Origin of the sequence: Spiroplasma endosymbiont of Clivina fossor, assembly GCF_964031115.1 — a bacterium.
In the GTDB taxonomy this organism is placed as follows: domain Bacteria; phylum Bacillota_I; class Bacilli_A; order Mycoplasmatales; family Nriv7; genus Nriv7.
In genome coordinates this window covers 706844-723222 of the sequence record NZ_OZ035006.1, presented here as the reverse complement: position 1 = coordinate 723222, position 16379 = coordinate 706844, and the positions used below count along the sequence as shown (strand labels likewise).

The 16379-nt window shown below is 24.6% G+C and carries 22 protein-coding genes and 3 pseudogenes; 13 read left to right on the top strand and 12 right to left on the bottom strand.

Annotated elements, in window-relative coordinates:
* The first annotated feature begins 5 nt into the window (after nucleotides 1-5).
* Complete coding sequence (locus AAHM82_RS04375) at nucleotides 6-251, top strand: IS3 family transposase (RefSeq protein ID WP_342263343.1); 246 nt, start codon at nucleotides 6-8, stop codon at nucleotides 249-251.
* A 21-nt stretch (nucleotides 252-272) separates the two neighbouring features.
* Nucleotides 273-743, top strand: a pseudogene (locus tag AAHM82_RS04370) (IS3 family transposase); the annotation flags it as partial.
* 161 nt (nucleotides 744-904) lie between these two features.
* Here the strand turns inward: AAHM82_RS04370 and AAHM82_RS04365 are convergent.
* Together AAHM82_RS04365 and AAHM82_RS04360 are read right to left on the bottom strand one after the other, a co-directional pair.
* Nucleotides 905-1201 (bottom strand): hypothetical protein, encoded by a 297-nt coding sequence (locus AAHM82_RS04365; protein ID WP_342263344.1) that lies wholly within the window; start codon nucleotides 1199-1201, stop codon nucleotides 905-907.
* Nucleotides 1202-1259: 58 nt separating this feature from the next.
* Nucleotides 1260-1751 (bottom strand): UPF0236 family transposase-like protein, encoded by a 492-nt coding sequence (locus AAHM82_RS04360; protein WP_342263345.1) that lies wholly within the window; start codon nucleotides 1749-1751, stop codon nucleotides 1260-1262.
* 54 nt (nucleotides 1752-1805) lie between these two features.
* Here AAHM82_RS04360 and AAHM82_RS13325 point away from each other — a divergent pair, with 54 nt between their 5' ends.
* Nucleotides 1806-2246 carry a transposase family protein gene (locus tag AAHM82_RS13325; RefSeq protein WP_342263396.1) on the top strand — a complete coding sequence of 147 codons (441 nt, stop codon included), beginning with the start codon at nucleotides 1806-1808 and terminating at the stop codon, nucleotides 2244-2246.
* Entirely contained in the window at nucleotides 2243-2635 is a 393-nt protein-coding gene (locus AAHM82_RS13320) for a transposase family protein (protein WP_342264845.1), read from the top strand. Before AAHM82_RS13325 ends, AAHM82_RS13320 begins: the two co-directional genes overlap by 4 nt.
* A 169-nt stretch (nucleotides 2636-2804) precedes the next feature.
* On the opposite strand, the gene AAHM82_RS04350 is transcribed toward AAHM82_RS13320, so the two are convergent.
* Nucleotides 2805-2954 (bottom strand): hypothetical protein, encoded by a 150-nt coding sequence (locus AAHM82_RS04350; RefSeq protein WP_342263346.1) that lies wholly within the window; start codon nucleotides 2952-2954, stop codon nucleotides 2805-2807.
* Between the two features lie 327 nt (nucleotides 2955-3281).
* Between AAHM82_RS04350 and AAHM82_RS13315 the strand changes: the two genes are divergently transcribed.
* The gene (locus tag AAHM82_RS13315; protein ID WP_342263396.1) at nucleotides 3282-3722 is read left to right on the top strand and encodes a transposase family protein; all 441 of its coding nucleotides are present in this window, start codon (nucleotides 3282-3284) and stop codon (nucleotides 3720-3722) included.
* Nucleotides 3719-4111 (top strand): transposase family protein, encoded by a 393-nt coding sequence (locus AAHM82_RS13310; protein ID WP_342264845.1) that lies wholly within the window; start codon nucleotides 3719-3721, stop codon nucleotides 4109-4111. The genes AAHM82_RS13315 and AAHM82_RS13310 overlap by 4 nt, the downstream gene beginning before the upstream one ends.
* 264 nt (nucleotides 4112-4375) lie before the next feature.
* Here the strand turns inward: AAHM82_RS13310 and AAHM82_RS04340 are convergent, their stop codons facing one another.
* Nucleotides 4376-6046: a hypothetical protein gene (locus tag AAHM82_RS04340; protein WP_342263930.1), complete on the bottom strand. Its 1671-nt coding sequence runs from the start codon at nucleotides 6044-6046 to the stop codon at nucleotides 4376-4378.
* 75 nt (nucleotides 6047-6121) lie between these two features.
* On the opposite strand from AAHM82_RS04340, the gene AAHM82_RS04335 reads away from it, so the two are divergent.
* Nucleotides 6122-6634 (top strand): hypothetical protein, encoded by a 513-nt coding sequence (locus AAHM82_RS04335; protein WP_342264643.1) that lies wholly within the window; start codon nucleotides 6122-6124, stop codon nucleotides 6632-6634.
* A gap of 5 nt (nucleotides 6635-6639) precedes the next feature.
* Here AAHM82_RS04335 and AAHM82_RS04330 read toward each other — a convergent pair whose 3' ends face one another.
* Complete coding sequence (locus AAHM82_RS04330; protein WP_342263474.1) at nucleotides 6640-7599, bottom strand: IS1/IS1595 family N-terminal zinc-binding domain-containing protein; 960 nt, start codon at nucleotides 7597-7599, stop codon at nucleotides 6640-6642.
* Nucleotides 7600-7691: 92 nt separating this feature from the next.
* Between AAHM82_RS04330 and AAHM82_RS04325 the strand changes: the two genes are divergently transcribed.
* The gene (locus AAHM82_RS04325; protein WP_342264642.1) at nucleotides 7692-8387 is read left to right on the top strand and encodes an integrase core domain-containing protein; all 696 of its coding nucleotides are present in this window, start codon (nucleotides 7692-7694) and stop codon (nucleotides 8385-8387) included.
* 194 nt (nucleotides 8388-8581) lie between these two features.
* On the opposite strand, the gene AAHM82_RS04320 is transcribed toward AAHM82_RS04325, so the two are convergent.
* Complete coding sequence (locus AAHM82_RS04320) at nucleotides 8582-9541, bottom strand: IS1/IS1595 family N-terminal zinc-binding domain-containing protein (protein ID WP_342263352.1); 960 nt, start codon at nucleotides 9539-9541, stop codon at nucleotides 8582-8584.
* Nucleotides 9542-9702: 161 nt separating this feature from the next.
* On the opposite strand from AAHM82_RS04320, the gene AAHM82_RS04315 reads away from it, so the two are divergent.
* Nucleotides 9703-10518: an IS1/IS1595 family N-terminal zinc-binding domain-containing protein gene (locus tag AAHM82_RS04315; RefSeq protein WP_342264641.1), complete on the top strand. Its 816-nt coding sequence runs from the start codon at nucleotides 9703-9705 to the stop codon at nucleotides 10516-10518.
* Nucleotides 10519-10689: 171 nt separating this feature from the next.
* Entirely contained in the window at nucleotides 10690-11334 is a 645-nt protein-coding gene (locus AAHM82_RS04310) for a hypothetical protein (protein WP_342264640.1), read from the top strand.
* 31 nt (nucleotides 11335-11365) lie between these two features.
* Here AAHM82_RS04310 and AAHM82_RS13305 read toward each other — a convergent pair.
* Nucleotides 11366-11488, bottom strand: a pseudogene (locus AAHM82_RS13305) (tRNA (cytidine(34)-2'-O)-methyltransferase); the annotation flags it as partial.
* Nucleotides 11489-11595: 107 nt separating this feature from the next.
* Between AAHM82_RS13305 and AAHM82_RS04300 the strand changes: the two are divergent.
* Nucleotides 11596-12809, top strand: a pseudogene (locus AAHM82_RS04300) (IS256 family transposase).
* A gap of 261 nt (nucleotides 12810-13070) precedes the next feature.
* Here AAHM82_RS04300 and AAHM82_RS04295 read toward each other — a convergent pair.
* From AAHM82_RS04295 to AAHM82_RS04285, 3 genes are read right to left on the bottom strand one after another with little or no spacing between them, the layout of a single operon-like run.
* Nucleotides 13071-13232 carry a TrmH family RNA methyltransferase gene (locus AAHM82_RS04295; RefSeq protein ID WP_342264638.1) on the bottom strand — a complete coding sequence of 54 codons (162 nt, stop codon included), beginning with the start codon at nucleotides 13230-13232 and terminating at the stop codon, nucleotides 13071-13073.
* Nucleotides 13222-13842: an RdgB/HAM1 family non-canonical purine NTP pyrophosphatase gene (rdgB, locus tag AAHM82_RS04290; protein ID WP_342264637.1), complete on the bottom strand. Its 621-nt coding sequence runs from the start codon at nucleotides 13840-13842 to the stop codon at nucleotides 13222-13224. Before rdgB ends, AAHM82_RS04295 begins: the two co-directional genes overlap by 11 nt.
* On the bottom strand, nucleotides 13842-14381 hold the full coding sequence (locus AAHM82_RS04285) for a cob(I)yrinic acid a,c-diamide adenosyltransferase (RefSeq protein ID WP_342264915.1): 540 nt from the start codon (nucleotides 14379-14381) through the stop codon (nucleotides 13842-13844). The genes rdgB and AAHM82_RS04285 overlap by 1 nt, the downstream gene beginning before the upstream one ends.
* A 76-nt stretch (nucleotides 14382-14457) precedes the next feature.
* Between AAHM82_RS04285 and AAHM82_RS04280 the strand changes: the two genes are divergently transcribed.
* The gene (locus AAHM82_RS04280) at nucleotides 14458-14709 is read left to right on the top strand and encodes a hypothetical protein (RefSeq protein WP_342264636.1); all 252 of its coding nucleotides are present in this window, start codon (nucleotides 14458-14460) and stop codon (nucleotides 14707-14709) included.
* A 176-nt stretch (nucleotides 14710-14885) separates the two neighbouring features.
* Here AAHM82_RS04280 and AAHM82_RS13300 read toward each other — a convergent pair whose 3' ends face one another.
* Together AAHM82_RS13300 and AAHM82_RS13295 are read right to left on the bottom strand one after the other, a co-directional pair.
* Nucleotides 14886-15278: a transposase family protein gene (locus AAHM82_RS13300; protein WP_342264845.1), complete on the bottom strand. Its 393-nt coding sequence runs from the start codon at nucleotides 15276-15278 to the stop codon at nucleotides 14886-14888.
* The gene (locus AAHM82_RS13295) at nucleotides 15275-15634 is read right to left on the bottom strand and encodes a helix-turn-helix domain-containing protein (RefSeq protein ID WP_425288997.1); all 360 of its coding nucleotides are present in this window, start codon (nucleotides 15632-15634) and stop codon (nucleotides 15275-15277) included. The genes AAHM82_RS13300 and AAHM82_RS13295 overlap by 4 nt, the downstream gene beginning before the upstream one ends.
* A 400-nt stretch (nucleotides 15635-16034) precedes the next feature.
* Between AAHM82_RS13295 and AAHM82_RS04270 the strand changes: the two genes are divergently transcribed.
* Nucleotides 16035-16178, top strand: a complete 144-nt coding sequence (locus AAHM82_RS04270) for a hypothetical protein (protein ID WP_342264635.1) — start codon at nucleotides 16035-16037, stop codon at nucleotides 16176-16178.
* Nucleotides 16179-16379: the final 201 nt, after the last annotated feature.

Below are 16379 nucleotides of genomic sequence, written 5' to 3'. Positions count from 1 at the left end.
AGTTGATGATTTTTTTTATTTTATCAAGAGTTTTCGACAAAATTAAAAGTGCATTTAATAAAAGTCGTAAGATTTATGGTGCTCGTAAAATTAAAGCTGTTTTAATAAGAAAAAATATCATCTTATCACGACGAAAAATCCGATTCATTATGATCAAAAATAATTTGGTTTCTAAATACACCAAATTAAAATATCGTAATCATGAAAAAACAGTTAATAATGACCAAATTAATAATGTTTTAAATCGTTAATTTAATGACCAAAAACCCAATGAAGTTGTTGTTAGTGATTTAACATATGTTCAAGTTGGTACTAAATGACATTATATTTGTTTATTAATTGACTTGTTTAATCGCGAAGTAATTGGCTATAGTGCTAGACCAAATAAAACTGCTGAACTAGTTCAACAAGCTTTTCACAAGATAACACGACCATTAAATAAAATAACTTTATTTCATACTGATCGTGGTAATGAATTCAAAAATAAAATCATTGATGAAATTTTAATAACCTTTAAAATTCAAAGATCATTAAGTACCAAAGGATGCCCATATGATAATGCTGTTGCTGAAGCAACTTACAAAACCTTTAAAACTGAATTTATTAACGGTAAAAAATTTGCAAACTTAACACAATTAAAATGCGAACTATTTGATTTTGTTAATTGATATAACAATATTCGAATTCATGGCAGTTTAAATTATTTAACTCCCGTTGAATTTAGAAAATACCAGTCTACATAAAAAGTGTCCTAAAAAGGGTTGCCATTCCATACAACCGATATTTCATTCTAAATTTTGGTTATGAATACCATGCTTGTTATTACTGAAATAATTACTCGCCTTCCTTAAATTTGTTTTAATATCTTTATTTAACTCATTTTTAGCAACATTACGAATGTTTTTTACCAATTCTTGATGATTTCCATTTTTTTATATAATTCAATTCAACTATTTAGTGCTACTTTACGATTTTCAAAAACAATATTAAATGCCGTTTGTTTTAATTTTTTAATAGCATGATAACCATCTAAAATATATCTAACATTACCAAAACTATTGGCAATTTCTCTAATTCAAGCATCACCATCACCGCAAACAATTATTTTATCATAATTAATATTCACATAATGTTTTTGTAATTCTCTAATTAATAAATCACGATAATCCATCGTGTTTATTCGTTTACCAACTTTTAACATTAGAAAATGACCTCGTTTGTTTTCTAACGCTCTACGAGCATTTTTATAATTTTTTTCTTTATGTCTTATGTCCGGTATGAAAAGTAACTAAACGAATTCTTTGGTCTTGTTTAACTTTCTTATCTAATGTCGCTAAAAATGTCTCATCTAGTTGAATATATAAATCCTTATTTTTAACATCAATTTTGGTTTTAGTTTCTTGTTCTGCTAGTTGAAAATATTCAGCAATATCGTATTTATTTAAAATATTTGAAATACTAGCTTTTGAAATATAACAATGATTTAGAGCATCTAAAACATCGCGATAGCGTTTACCATCACCCAAAAGATTTAAAACTTTAAATTGGACATCAAAATAAATGCGTTGTTTGAGCAATAAACCGATTTCTTTATCTAACAAACATACATATTCAAATTTACCTGATTTTTGATTTCAATATTTATATCGGCGTCGTTTAAAAGTAACATCACCAAAAATTGTAATAATTGTTCTTGTTGCAAAATGAACTACTTTATAACCTTGTTTTAAACAATAATAGACTTCTTGCAAAATTAATTTAAAATATAATTGAATTGTTGTTTTTAATAAAAAGGTGGAATTTAAATGAAATTTAAAAAAAATAATCAAATAAGTGATAAAAATTTTTTAAGATTAACTGGTATTAAACATACTACTTTTAATAAAATGCTAGAAATTTTAAAAATAGAAGAATTAAAAAAGAGATTTCGTCGCGGAAGAACCAATAAATTATCATTAGAAAATCGTATTTTAATGACTTTAGAATATTGAAGAGAATATAGAACTTATTTTCATATTGCAAAAAGTTATGATATTAGTGAAAGTAGTTGTTATAGAAATATCAAATGAATTGAAGACACTTTAATAAAACACCCTAATTTTCAACAACTTACTGGTCAAAAATCACTATTAAAAGATTATTTCAAAGATAAGACTGTTATAATTGATGTAACTGAAAGCCAAATCCAACGCCCAAAAAAAGACAAAAACAGCACTACTCAGGAAAAAAGAAAAAACACACAATAAAAACACAAGTTATAATTGAAAAAGATAGTAAAAAAATTATTAGTTCTGATTTTTCTTATGGTAAAAACCATGACTTTAAAATTTTAAAAGATTCAAAAATTAAATTTTTACCAGAAACAACTGTTTTAGTGGATTTAGGTTATCAAGGCATACAAAAAATTAATCATAATGTTTTAATTCCTAAAAGAAAATCAAAGAAAAACCCTTTAAATAAAGAAGAAAAGCAAAATAATGAGCGAATTTCAAAAATGAGAATTGTTATTGAAAATGTTTTTGCTATACTTAAAAAATTTAAAATTATTAGTGAAAAATATCGAAATCGTAGAAAAAGATTTGCTTTAAGATTTAATTTAATAGCTTCAATTTATAATTTACAACTATTAGTTTAAATATATTTGATAATTTAAAATTTCAGTCTTTTTTTATTGTAAATAATAATTTTTATTATGTTTTAATGACAAAATATTTGTAAAAATAATCTAAAAATTATTTTAATAACACTTTTATATTTATTTTAAATTTAAAAATTATAATTATCATATTAATTTTGCAAGAAGTCTAATGATATTTATATAAGTATTCATCTAATTTTTCATATTCATTAGCTAGTTGTTCGCATTTGTTAGTATACATATTTTTATGGGTTGTAAATAAACTGAATCAATGCTTGTTTTCTAAGGTTTTTACATTATTATTAATTTTTAACATAATAAATTATCTTTCTTGATAGTAATTTCAATAAAGCTTGGTTAGCTTATTTTTCTGCTTTAATGATAAATGTTTTTCTAGAATTATTATTCAATAAAATGATAGAAATTTTTGTTTACTAGTATTATATATTAAACTCCAAAGTGAAAAAATTGTAGACTAATATTTGGAGAAAGGATGTTAATTATTCAGTAAATTTTATTAATTAGTAAAATTAACGAAAAGGATTTGATTAATATGAAAAAATTACTTAGTTTATTAGACTTCTTGCAAAATTAATTTAAAATATAATTGAATTGTTGTTTTTAATAAAAAGGTGGAATTTAAATGAAATTTAAAAAAAATAATCAAATAAGTGATAAAAATTTTTTAAGATTAACTGGTATTAAACATACTACTTTTAATAAAATGCTAGAAATTTTAAAAATAGAAGAATTAAAAAAGAGATTTCGTCGCGGAAGAACCAATAAATTATCATTAGAAAATCGTATTTTAATGACTTTAGAATATTGAAGAGAATATAGAACTTATTTTCATATTGCAAAAAGTTATGATATTAGTGAAAGTAGTTGTTATAGAAATATCAAATGAATTGAAGACACTTTAATAAAACACCCTAATTTTCAACAACTTACTGGTCAAAAATCACTATTAAAAGATTATTTCAAAGATAAGACTGTTATAATTGATGTAACTGAAAGCCAAATCCAACGCCCAAAAAAAGACAAAAACAGCACTACTCAGGAAAAAAGAAAAAACACACAATAAAAACACAAGTTATAATTGAAAAAGATAGTAAAAAAATTATTAGTTCTGATTTTTCTTATGGTAAAAACCATGACTTTAAAATTTTAAAAGATTCAAAAATTAAATTTTTACCAGAAACAACTGTTTTAGTGGATTTAGGTTATCAAGGCATACAAAAAATTAATCATAATGTTTTAATTCCTAAAAGAAAATCAAAGAAAAACCCTTTAAATAAAGAAGAAAAGCAAAATAATGAGCGAATTTCAAAAATGAGAATTGTTATTGAAAATGTTTTTGCTATACTTAAAAAATTTAAAATTATTAGTGAAAAATATCGAAATCGTAGAAAAAGATTTGCTTTAAGATTTAATTTAATAGCTTCAATTTATAATTTACAACTATTAGTTTAAATATATTTGATAATTTAAAATTTCAGTCTTTTTTTATTGTAAATAATAATTTTTATTATGTTTTAATGACAAAATATTTGTAAAAATAATCTAAAAATTATTTTAATAACACTTTTATATTTATTTTAAATTTAAAAATTATAATTATCATATTAATTTTGCAAGAAGTCTATTATATACATGGAAGACCTAGGACAAGTTGATTACATGAAGGAATCTAACTGCGGTGTAAACTCAGAACCTCTTGGGCTAAAAAGGCTATCGTTAACGATAGCCTTTTTGTTTGCCTCTTATATAAACTCTATTTGGATATAATGCATAAAAGTCTGCATCATAAGGATCGAGATACATTTTTGGGTCAGGAACATTAGTGCGTTTTTCATCATATCGTAATTCTTCGTAGCATTTGGCAGTAAAAGGATTATTCTGTAAATTTATATGACAATTACCAAATCCAAACAAATTACGCATTCAAATAACGCGGTCTGTTAAACCGGCTTCTTTGGTTAATGGAGTTGTGTGCTTAATGGCTGTGCTGGTACGAATGTTAAAACTATAATCTTCGATTAATTTTGTTTTAATTCATTCCATAGCTGTTTTTGCTTTATCATCATAATTAAAAATAACATGATCAAAATTATAAAAATTTGCTCTTAAAGTCATGATTTCTTCTATAAAATAACTAATTTTTTCATTTTCAGAAAAATTATCTTCGGGGGTTACAACAATTTCACATATTAAATATGGATCGTAAAGTTCAGTTTTTTTATATTCTTGAAATCCCCAAAATTTTAGCACAGTATGATCGATTGGCCCAGTTGCTCAATCAACCCCGATACTATAAAAATCAAATTTATACATATCAATAGTGGCAACATAAAAATCTTTTAAATCGTATTTTTGTGTATATTTTAAATGTTTTCGAAACGGAAAGATAGTATTATCACTGTCTGAGTACTCAAAACCATATTTTACAATAGCATATTCATCGGGGTTATCTTTTTTAAGTTGGTTTACTTTTTTTCTTGAAATTTCTGGCAATTTATTTCAAGTGGAGTCTAATGTTAGTCTTAAAACAAAAATTCCTAAACCCTCAAATTCTTTTTCATTTTCGTATCAGACTTTACCAGTTTCTTTTAATAAATTCATTATCTTGTCGTTTAATGGTAAAAATGGCGTACAGTATTTTTCATAAAATGGGTGATATTTATCATAGGGGTTGCAAGTGAACGCGACAAAAAAACTTTTTCATAAGTAGCGCGTTTCTTGTTGTCCTGTCATTTTATCAACAAAGGTTCAAGAAAGTTCTTTTATGGGTTTGTCAGAAATTTTAATCCGATTGCTACGAAACATTGACATTTGTAAACGCTCATATCTATAAATTAGTTGTTTATCAGTCAAAGTTTCTTTTTCTTCTGCCATAATTATTTCGTCAGTTCGTGAACACAAAAAACTAGAACCTTTTACAGCTGTTCCAAAAATTCTATTACCGTTGGCATAACCAATAAAAGTTATTCGTTGATTGGAAGGAAAAATTATTTCTCCGCCCTCTTTATTCAATTTTCAAACTATCCCAGTCACCTTAGAGTGCTCAGGTCCAATTTGAATGCCATATTTTTCTTCTAAATATTGACATACATTATGTAAATCAGCAATTGTTGTTTCAGAATGTGTATTTTCATAGCGTCGTACTTCTTGAGCGGATGTATCTGTAAAGTTACAACAAATTCATAAATCCCAAGCTAAACAGTTTCAAGTTTTAAAGGTCATTCTAGCGGTAGGTACAAATCGATAAAAACACCTCGTTGTAAAATATTCTGCTCAATCATCGCCAACTAGTTCCTTAAAGATTTCTCAAGTAAAACCAAAGTTATTGTCACTAAAATTTAAGTCATATTTTTTATTTAATTGTGAGTAATTAGTTATTTTTTTCATTATACTAATTATTATCTATGGATATTAACTGTTTTATGTGTTTGATATAGAAAAAAATAAAAAAGGAAATAGAAAATGAAGTATATTGTGCCTAAAAATGATTTAGCAGATTTAAAAGCTAAATTACAATCTTGAATGACTACGATTTATCATGAAAAATATTATCATAAAGTAAAAAAATGAGTAAGTAAATATCTCAATTTATGTACCAACTTATATATGAATAATACAGATAACATATCTGTAAATAAATTGATTAAAAAATATTTTCATGGTAGTAAAATGACATTTTATATTTGAGCTAAAAAAATTATTAATGGTTATTGTCAAGACAACTTTTATGAATTGCAATTCAAATCAACAACACCAAAAAATATTAAATATCAATTTTCATTAGAAACCAGAAAACAAATTTGTGATTATTACTTTGATTACAAATTTGTAGGTGCGGGCGGTGTATTATCGCTTTATCATAATATTCATCAAAAAAATGTTTTAATTTTGTCGAAAACTCTTGATAAAATAAAAAAAATCATCAACTTGATAATTTTAAAAGGCTTTTATATAAAATTACTATTTTTACTTTAACTTTTTTATACATTAAAATATAATACCGCTGTTTGTTGGTTTGGAGTTAAACCCTTATGTTGGTATTTTCATTTTCAGAGATTTAAATAATTTTGAATATTAGTAAAACCTAAACCATGATAATGAATTAAGGCTTCTTTAAGACTAGATTGTAATTTACTGATTTTATTTAAGTTACGATAACTAGCTTCAGGATTAATTGTTGTTTTAGTTACACATAAAGTAGAATTTGTTTGTTTTGCTACTAAAAAATATAATTTTTGCATATCAGAAGTAATAATTGAATTTTCGTTAATTAATCCTTTGTTCATATTTTCAATAACTCATTGTTTTTGTAAACGTTTGGTGTTTGTGGATTTAACATAAATATTGTTATTATTATCAATTGCCATTTGAATACAGCATTTAGTATTAGTTGCGAATGGGTCAAGGTGAATTCTTCGTGGATCAGTTTTATATTTGAAATTTCCTTTATGGATTTCTTTAATAAATGTTTCATCGATTTGGATTTTACCAGATAATTTTTTAAATTTTAATTGGGTATTTTCTAATTGTTTTGATTTCATTAATTTTTGACGATTATATCAAGCAGTTTTTAATGTAGTTTTAATAAAACGAGAAATTGTTTTACTAGATTGCCCCAGCAATGAAATTTGAATCAATAAATTTCATTGTTCATAATTTAAATGACTTCAATAAATAAAATGATTACGAAAAGCGTCAAAACTTGCACGGCAATTTTTACATAAATATTTTTGTTTTCCTTCTGAATTATGTCCATTTTTAACGCAATGGTAAGATTCACATTTAGGGCATTTAATACCTTGCGCTCTAAATTTTTGATCAATTTCATTTAAACGTTTTTGTTTTTTTATTAATTCTGCTTGTTGTTTGACTTTTTCATAAAATTCTAAAAATTGATCATCTGTTAAAGTATTTACTAGTTCTTGAATTATTTTTTCCATAATTATTATCCACCTCTATCATATTAAAATATACCTAAAATTAAGTATATTCAATAAATATCAAGAGTTTTCGACAAAATTAAAAAAAAAATGTGCATGATATCGATACAAATAATGTCCCCAAATCAATTAATACTTTTTATCGTTGAATTAAACAAGACAAACGCTATGGAGAAATAAAAACGCAAATGAAAAAAGCAAAACGCCATTTTAAGCGTTATGAAGTTTCCGAGATTGGTCTTTTACAAATGGATGCTAAAGTGTTTACTGATAAAAATTTTCCTATTGCTAAGCATAGATTATATGTTTATGATTTCATTGACGAAATAACAAGAATTGCTTTTGGATATGTGTATGATAGTTTAGGAACCAATAATGCCATTAATGCCATGCAAAGAGCAATGAAAGATTTTGGCGAACTTGGCATAACAATTAAACGCATTCGCACTGATAATGCTCCGGAATTCACTACTACTAATTGAAGTAATAAAAAAGCATACAAAGTAAAAGAAAGGCCTTTTACAACCTTTCTTTCAAAAAATGGTATTATCCATGAAACCACACCAATCCGTTCTCCTCAAAGCAACGGAAAGATTGAACGGTTTCACCGTAATTATAATAGTTTATTTTGGTTTAAAAAATGTGGTTTTGAAATAAAATTTGATGTTAAGCAATTACAAATTCATTTGAATGAGTGGTACGCATTTTATAATTTCAAACGAAAACATAAAAGCTTGAATTACAAAACTCCATTTGAAACTTTAAATAAATTTATTATTGCAAAATAATTATTTAAAAAATAATAGAAACTCGTGAAAAATGTTTTAATTTGGTTAATTTTGAATTAAATATTTTTTATTGTGAATAAAATTAATTTTTTTTTTTTAATTTTGTCGAAAACTCTTGATAAAATAAAAAAAATCATCAACTTGATAATTTTAAAAGGCTTTTATGTAAAATTACTATTTTTACTTTAACTTTTTTATACATTAAAATATAATACCGCTGTTTGTTGGTTTGGAGTTAAACCCTTATGTTGGTATTTTCATTTTCAGAGATTTAAATAATTTTGAATATTAGTAAAACCTAAACCATGATAATGAATTAAGGCTTCTTTAAGACTAGATTGTAATTTACTGATTTTATTTAAGTTACGATAACTAGCTTCAGGATTAATTGTTGTTTTAGTTACACATAAAGTAGAATTTGTTTGTTTTGCTACTAAAAAATATAATTTTTGCATATCAGAAGTAATAATTGAATTTTCGTTAATTAATTCTTTGTTCATATTTTCAATAACTCATTGTTTTTGTAAACGTTTGGTGTTTGTGGATTTAACATAAATATTGTTATTATTATCAATTGCCATTTGAATACAGCATTTAGTATTAGTTGCGAATGGGTCAAGGTGAATTCTTCGTGGATCAGTTTTATATTTGAAATTTCCTTTATGAATTTCTTTAATAAATGTTTCATCGATTTGGATTTTACCAGATAATTTTTTAAATTTTAATTGGGTATTTTCTAATTGTTTTGATTTCATTAATTTTTGACGATTATATCAAGCAGTTTTTAATGTAGTTTTAATAAAACGAGAAATTGTTTTACTAGATTGCCCCAGCAATGAAATTTGAATCAATAAATTTCATTGTTCATAATTTAAATGACTTCAATAAATAAAATGATTACGAAAAGCGTCAAAACTTGCACGGCAATTTTTACATAAATATTTTTGTTTTCCTTCTGAATTATGTCCATTTTTAACGCAATGGTAAGATTCACATTTAGGGCATTTAATACCTTGCGCTCTAAATTTTTGATCAATTTCATTTAAACGTTTTTGTTTTTTTATTAATTCTGCTTGTTGTTTGACTTTTTCATAAAATTCTAAAAATTGATCATCTGTTAAAGTATTTACTAGTTCTTGAATTATTTTTTCCATAATTATTATCCACCTCTATCATATTAAAAATATACCTAAAATTAAGTATATTCAATAAATATCAAGAGTTTTCGACAAAATTAAAAATTTTTTTTAATTTTAATAATACAAAATATGGTATTATGAAATCAATTAAGAGAAGCATGGTCTAATAACTGTGTGTGATTTACACTAAATGTGAATCTTACCATTGCGTTAAAAATGGACATAATTCAGAAGGAAAACAAAAATATTTATGTAAAAATTGCCGTGCAAGTTTTGACGCTTTTCGTAATCATTTTATTTATTGAAGTCATTTAAATTATGAACAATGAAATTTATTGATTCAAATTTCATTGCTGGGGCAATCTAGTAAAACAATTTCTCGTTTTATTAAAACTACATTAAAAACTGCTTGATATAATCGTCAAAAATTAATGAAATCAAAACAATTAGAAAATACCCAATTAAAATTTAAAAAATTATCTGGTAAAATCCAAATCGATGAAACATTTATTAAAGAAATCCATAAAGGAAATTTCAAATATAAAACTGATCCACGAAGAATTCACCTTGACCCATTCGCAACTAATACTAAATGCTGTATTCAAATGGCAATTGATAATAATAACAATATTTATGTTAAATCCACAAACACCAAACGTTTACAAAAACAATGAGTTATTGAAAATATGAACAAAGAATTAATTAACGAAAATTCAATTATTACTTCTGATATGCAAAAATTATATTTTTTAGTAGCAAAACAAACAAATTCTACTTTATGTGTAACTAAAACAACAATTAATCCTGAAGCTAGTTATCGTAACTTAAATAAAATCAGTAAATTACAATCTAGTCTTAAAGAAGCCTTAATTCATTATCATGGTTTAGGTTTTACTAATATTCAAAATTATTTAAATCTCTGAAAATGAAAATACCAACATAAGGGTTTAACTCCAAACCAACAAACAGCGGTATTATATTTTAATGTATAAAAAAGTTAAAGTAAAAATAGTAATTTTACATAAAAGCCTTTTAAAATTATCAAGTTGATGATTTTTTTTATTTTATCAAGAGTTTTCGACAAAATTAAAAGAGTTTTCGACAAAATTAAAATAACTTTATGTTATAATAGTTTTGATTTTATTTTTATAGAGGTGAATTAAATGCAATTTAAAAAAATATTGAGTATTAAAAGCAGTTTTATTTTAACAATATTACCTATAATATCTGTTACTGCCTGTAATAGCAATTATGATGAAATAATATTAAAAATTAGAAATAAAGAAACATTTATTGGTTATATTGGATCAGAAAATTGTCCAGGATGTCAAACATTATCAAAACAATGAAATCTTTGAATGCAAGAAAAAGATTGAGACAAAGATATTTTGGATTTAAAAGATGAAAATTTAAAAATTAATCGCTATGCTTTTGTTAGTGACTATGACTTTAAAGGTGCTAATGATAATACTTGAAATAAAACTTTTTTTGAAACTAAGTGAGTTAAAAATACTTTTGAATGATTAAAAAAATCACAAAAAAACTTATGAGCAACCAACAAAGACATCAATAAAGGCTTTGAACCAGATTATCTCCCTGGAAATGGTATTCCCACAATATTTTTTGTTAAAAACGGTGAATATCGCTGATTTATTAATAAATGAGGTGATGCTATTGATGGTACTGATGATATGTTAACGAGCAACAGCGATTTTAAGCAAAAACCAGCATATAATCGTAGTACTTTAAAACGACTAGCTCGTGACTTTATACTTAATGATTTTAAAGATTTTTATATATTAAATTAAACAAAAAGCTGGTAATTGAATTACCAGCTTTTTAATTTTGTAAATAATCTTTACCTTTCTGAATTTCATTTAAAGATAAATCTAAATAATCTAATTGCCGTAAAACCTCATAACTTACAGTACAAACAACATTAGCGACATTAAGACTGCGAGTATTAATACTCCTCTCTCTCATTGGTAGGGCCTGTCCAAAATTCTGTGTCTCGATAATTCATTCTGAATTATACTTAAAAGAAGGAGAACAGAAAATGACAAAAAAAAATAAAAAAAGAACCTGACGCAATTGATAAAGTTGTTGATTATTTTTTAGAAAATATTGATAATCCACAAGATTTATTTAAAGGCAATACTATTTTTCAGGAATTTACCAAAAAATTAACTGAACGAATGTTAAATACGGAAATTAAAGATTATCTTGAAACTGATGAGAATCATAATAAAAGAAATGGCAACACACAAAAAACCATTATTACTAAAAATGGTTCAATCGCAATTGATGTACCAAGAGATCGAAATAGTACTTTTGAACCAGTAATTATTCCGAAAAGACAAAGAAGATTTGATAACTTTGATCAAAAAGTAATTTCTTTATATGCAAGAGGAGAGGAATGACAATTTCTGATATCAAAGCACAATTGCAAGAATTCTATCACGGAGCAGAAATTTCAGAAAGTTTAATTAGTCAAATAACTGATGATGTTATTGAAGAAGTTAAAATGTGACAAACTAAACCTTTAGAGAAGATTTATCCGATTGTTTATTTTGATTGTATTGTTGTTAAAGTAAAGCAAGATAAACGAATAATAAATAAAGCAGTTTATCTTGCCTTAGGAATTAATTTAGATGGTTTAAAAGATATTTTAGGAATGTGAATTAGTGAGAATGAGGGAGCCAAATTTTGACTTAATAATCTTACGGAAATGAAAAATCGTGGGTTACAAGATATTCTTGTTGCTTGTAGTGATAATTTAACTGGGATGTCTGATGCAATAGAAGCTGTTTTCCCAAAAACACAGCATCAATTATGCATTGTTCATCAAATTCGCAATAGTTTAAAATTTGTTCCTTACAAAGATCGCAAACTTGTAGCTAATGATTTAAAATCAATTTATACAGCAATTAATGAAGAAATAGCGTTAATTGCTTTAGATCATTTTTCAGAAAAATGAAATAAAAAGTATCCACAAATTACTAAATCATGAAAAAATAACTGAAATAATTTAATAATTTTTCTTGAATATCCTCAGGAATTTAGAAGAATTATTTACACAACTAATGCGATTGAATCTGTTAATAGTCAATTAAGAAAAGTCATTAAGAATAAAAAGATTTTTCCTAATGACGCATCAGTTTTTAAAATATTTTATTTAGCATTTCAAAATATGGTTAAGAAATGAACGATGCCAATTCAAAATTGGGGTAGTGCAATTTCACATTTAATGATAAAATTTGAAGACAGAGTGAATTTAAGTTAATTACTTAGAGACACAGTTAATTGTACAGTCCCCATTGGTAAACGAAAACATTGATTCAAATGCTCCTGTAATATCGTTTTTGGAATACCCGACGATTCTTTACCAAACACTAAATATATTGGCATTTCACTTTTTGTAAAATCAATGGCACTAGGTGGTTTTTGACCATATCTTGTAGAAAAAAATAAATTGGCATTAGGATTTTTACTAAGAAAACTATTTCAATCTTCATAACTTTCATATTGTAAAAATTCAAAATAGTTAGCAGACAGATGACCGAATAATAAAACGATCATCTAAAAAGAACCCTAATGGTTCAATTAAATGCAGTTTAGCATTAATAGCAACACAAGTTCGCATAATCGAACCGACATTACCAGCAATTTCTGGTTCATATAAAACAATGTTAATTTTAGTATTCATTATTATCTTCCTTATTTATTCAATTAATCATCTTTTGGATTGTTATGGCACGATGTGTTATTTGATTTTTTTCTTGTGCTGTTATTTCACCTAGCGTTTTTTTATATTCTGGTAAATAAAATATGGCATCATAACCAAAACCATAATTACCTTGGCGTTCACTATGAATTAAACCATTTAACGAACCGACAAAGACTTTTTCAATATTTTTAGTAACATCAACAAAAGCAAGAGCACAAACATAGCGACAATCTCGGAATTTAATATTCATCATCTTTTCTAAAATAACATTAGATGCTTGCATAAAACCATCAGTAGTATCCATTCAACGCGCCGAATAAATTCCTGGGAAATTATCTAATGCTAATATTTCTAATCCAGAATCATCACCTAAGACTGGTTTTTGTAATAATTTGCTTAAAGTTCTTGCCTTAATTAAAGCATTTTCAATAAATGTCGCCCCTGTTTCTTCAATGTCTTCAATTTTTTCAGTACCCAGAAACTGCTTAATGTCTAAAATTGTCTTTATATCGTATTTTTGCCCTAATATGTTTTGAAATTCTTCTAACTTATTAGCATTAGTAGTTGCTAAAAATAATTGTTTTATCATTAATACTCAATACCCTTCCGCGCCCAAATACTCTTTTCTGAATAATGTCCTCTTGTTGGTGTTACCTCACTAATTAAATCAGCAATTGATTGTAATTTTTCTGGACAATATCTTCCTGAAAGAGCAACTTCAATATTCTTAGCTTTATTTTCTAATGCTAACACTAATTCATCTTCATAAATTAATTGATTTTGTAAACAACCTAAAATCTCATCAACGACAATTAAATCAATATTAGAATTTTTTAAATTTGCTACTAAAATTTCAAGACCTTTTCTCGTTTCAACTTTTAACTCTTGTTTTTCTTCATCATTCATTTCTCAAAAAAATTTTTTTGATGAATGATAAAAATCAAGAATTGTTAAATTAGTATGCTTTTCAAAAAATATTAATTCACCTGTGGGGCGATTTTTTAAAAAACGAAAATATACTACATTTCAATCATTTCCTAATGCTCTAATTGTCATTCCATTTAAAATACTAGTTTTACATTTACCTTCACCACAGTAAATATGAAGATATCCTTGTTCTTGATTCATCACTTAACCTCCAGATAGTATAATATATTTATTCATTGTCATTATATAATAAAATTAATTACTTGGGAGGTATGATATGAAAATAAATTGAACTAAAGCAAAATTAACAAAATATGGTTTAACAAATATTAATTATTCTTATTTAGATTATATTATTCGTAAATCACAAACATTTTGTGATATTTTCTTAGACCGTAAAACTGAACAACTAGTTTTACCTTTAGTTAAAAATATTAATGTTCCGGTTATTGATTATTTTCAAAATGATAAAATATGTAGAAACCATATACATATGACAAGATTTTGGTTTTTACAAGCTTGCTGTTAATTAATAGACTTCTTGCAAAATTAATATGATAATTATAATTTTTAAATTTAAAATAAATATAAAAGTGTTATTAAAATAATTTTTAGATTATTTTTACAAATATTTTGTCATTAAAACATAATAAAAATTATTATTTACAATAAAAAAAGACTGAAATTTTAAATTATCAAATATATTTAAACTAATAGTTGTAAATTATAAATTGAAGCTATTAAATTAAATCTTAAAGCAAATCTTTTTCTACGATTTCGATATTTTTCACTAATAATTTTAAATTTTTTAAGTATAGCAAAAACATTTTCAATAACAATTCTCATTTTTGAAATTCGCTCATTATTTTGCTTTTCTTCTTTATTTAAAGGGTTTTTCTTTGATTTTCTTTTAGGAATTAAAACATTATGATTAATTTTTTGTATGCCTTGATAACCTAAATCCACTAAAACAGTTGTTTCTGGTAAAAATTTAATTTTTGAATCTTTTAAAATTTTAAAGTCATGGTTTTTACCATAAGAAAAATCAGAACTAATAATTTTTTTACTATCTTTTTCAATTATAACTTGTGTTTTTATTGTGTGTTTTTTCTTTTTTCCTGAGTAGTGCTGTTTTTGTCTTTTTTTGGGCGTTGGATTTGGCTTTCAGTTACATCAATTATAACAGTCTTATCTTTGAAATAATCTTTTAATAGTGATTTTTGACCAGTAAGTTGTTGAAAATTAGGGTGTTTTATTAAAGTGTCTTCAATTCATTTGATATTTCTATAACAACTACTTTCACTAATATCATAACTTTTTGCAATATGAAAATAAGTTCTATATTCTCTTCAATATTCTAAAGTCATTAAAATACGATTTTCTAATGATAATTTATTGGTTCTTCCGCGACGAAATCTCTTTTTTAATTCTTCTATTTTTAAAATTTCTAGCATTTTATTAAAAGTAGTATGTTTAATACCAGTTAATCTTAAAAAATTTTTATCACTTATTTGATTATTTTTTTAAATTTCATTTAAATTCCACCTTTTTATTAAAAACAACAATTCAATTATATTTTAAATTAATTTTGCAAGAAGTCTAATAAATAAATACGAGCTCATTTATTTATTACAAGAAATATAAGGTTAAATTAATATTTATTATTTTTAGTTATGCCTTGTATTTTTTTGTGCCTTGATAGTAATAAACTAAGTTAATTAGTAAACAAAGTTTACTAACAAATTTTGTTAAACATAAATGTTTAAAAAAATAAATATTTAACTTAGTTATCTAACTAAGTTAAATATAACTTAGTTTAATATAACTAAATATATTTGTAAGGAAGGTATGTATGTGAGAAATATTGAAAATATTTTTTTAAATACTAAAAAATATCTTTTAAAAGAAACACAAAACGCAATTTTTATTAAAGCACCAGAAATTCCGTGATTTAGTAAATTCTATTGGTATTTGATTTTCAAAGCGATTTGTTTATAAAGGAAAATATGAAAATTCTATTTGCATCGGAATAATTAGAAATGGTGAGTATCAGTTGGTTTCAGTTAATAAGAAAGAACAGGAGTCTAATTTGATTATAGGACAAGAATTGTTAAATTTTTTTATCGCTGAAAAAGAGAATGATAAAAAGGATGTAAGTTTTAATTATTTTAAAAATTAATTTTAAAGGTGTTTTAAGGC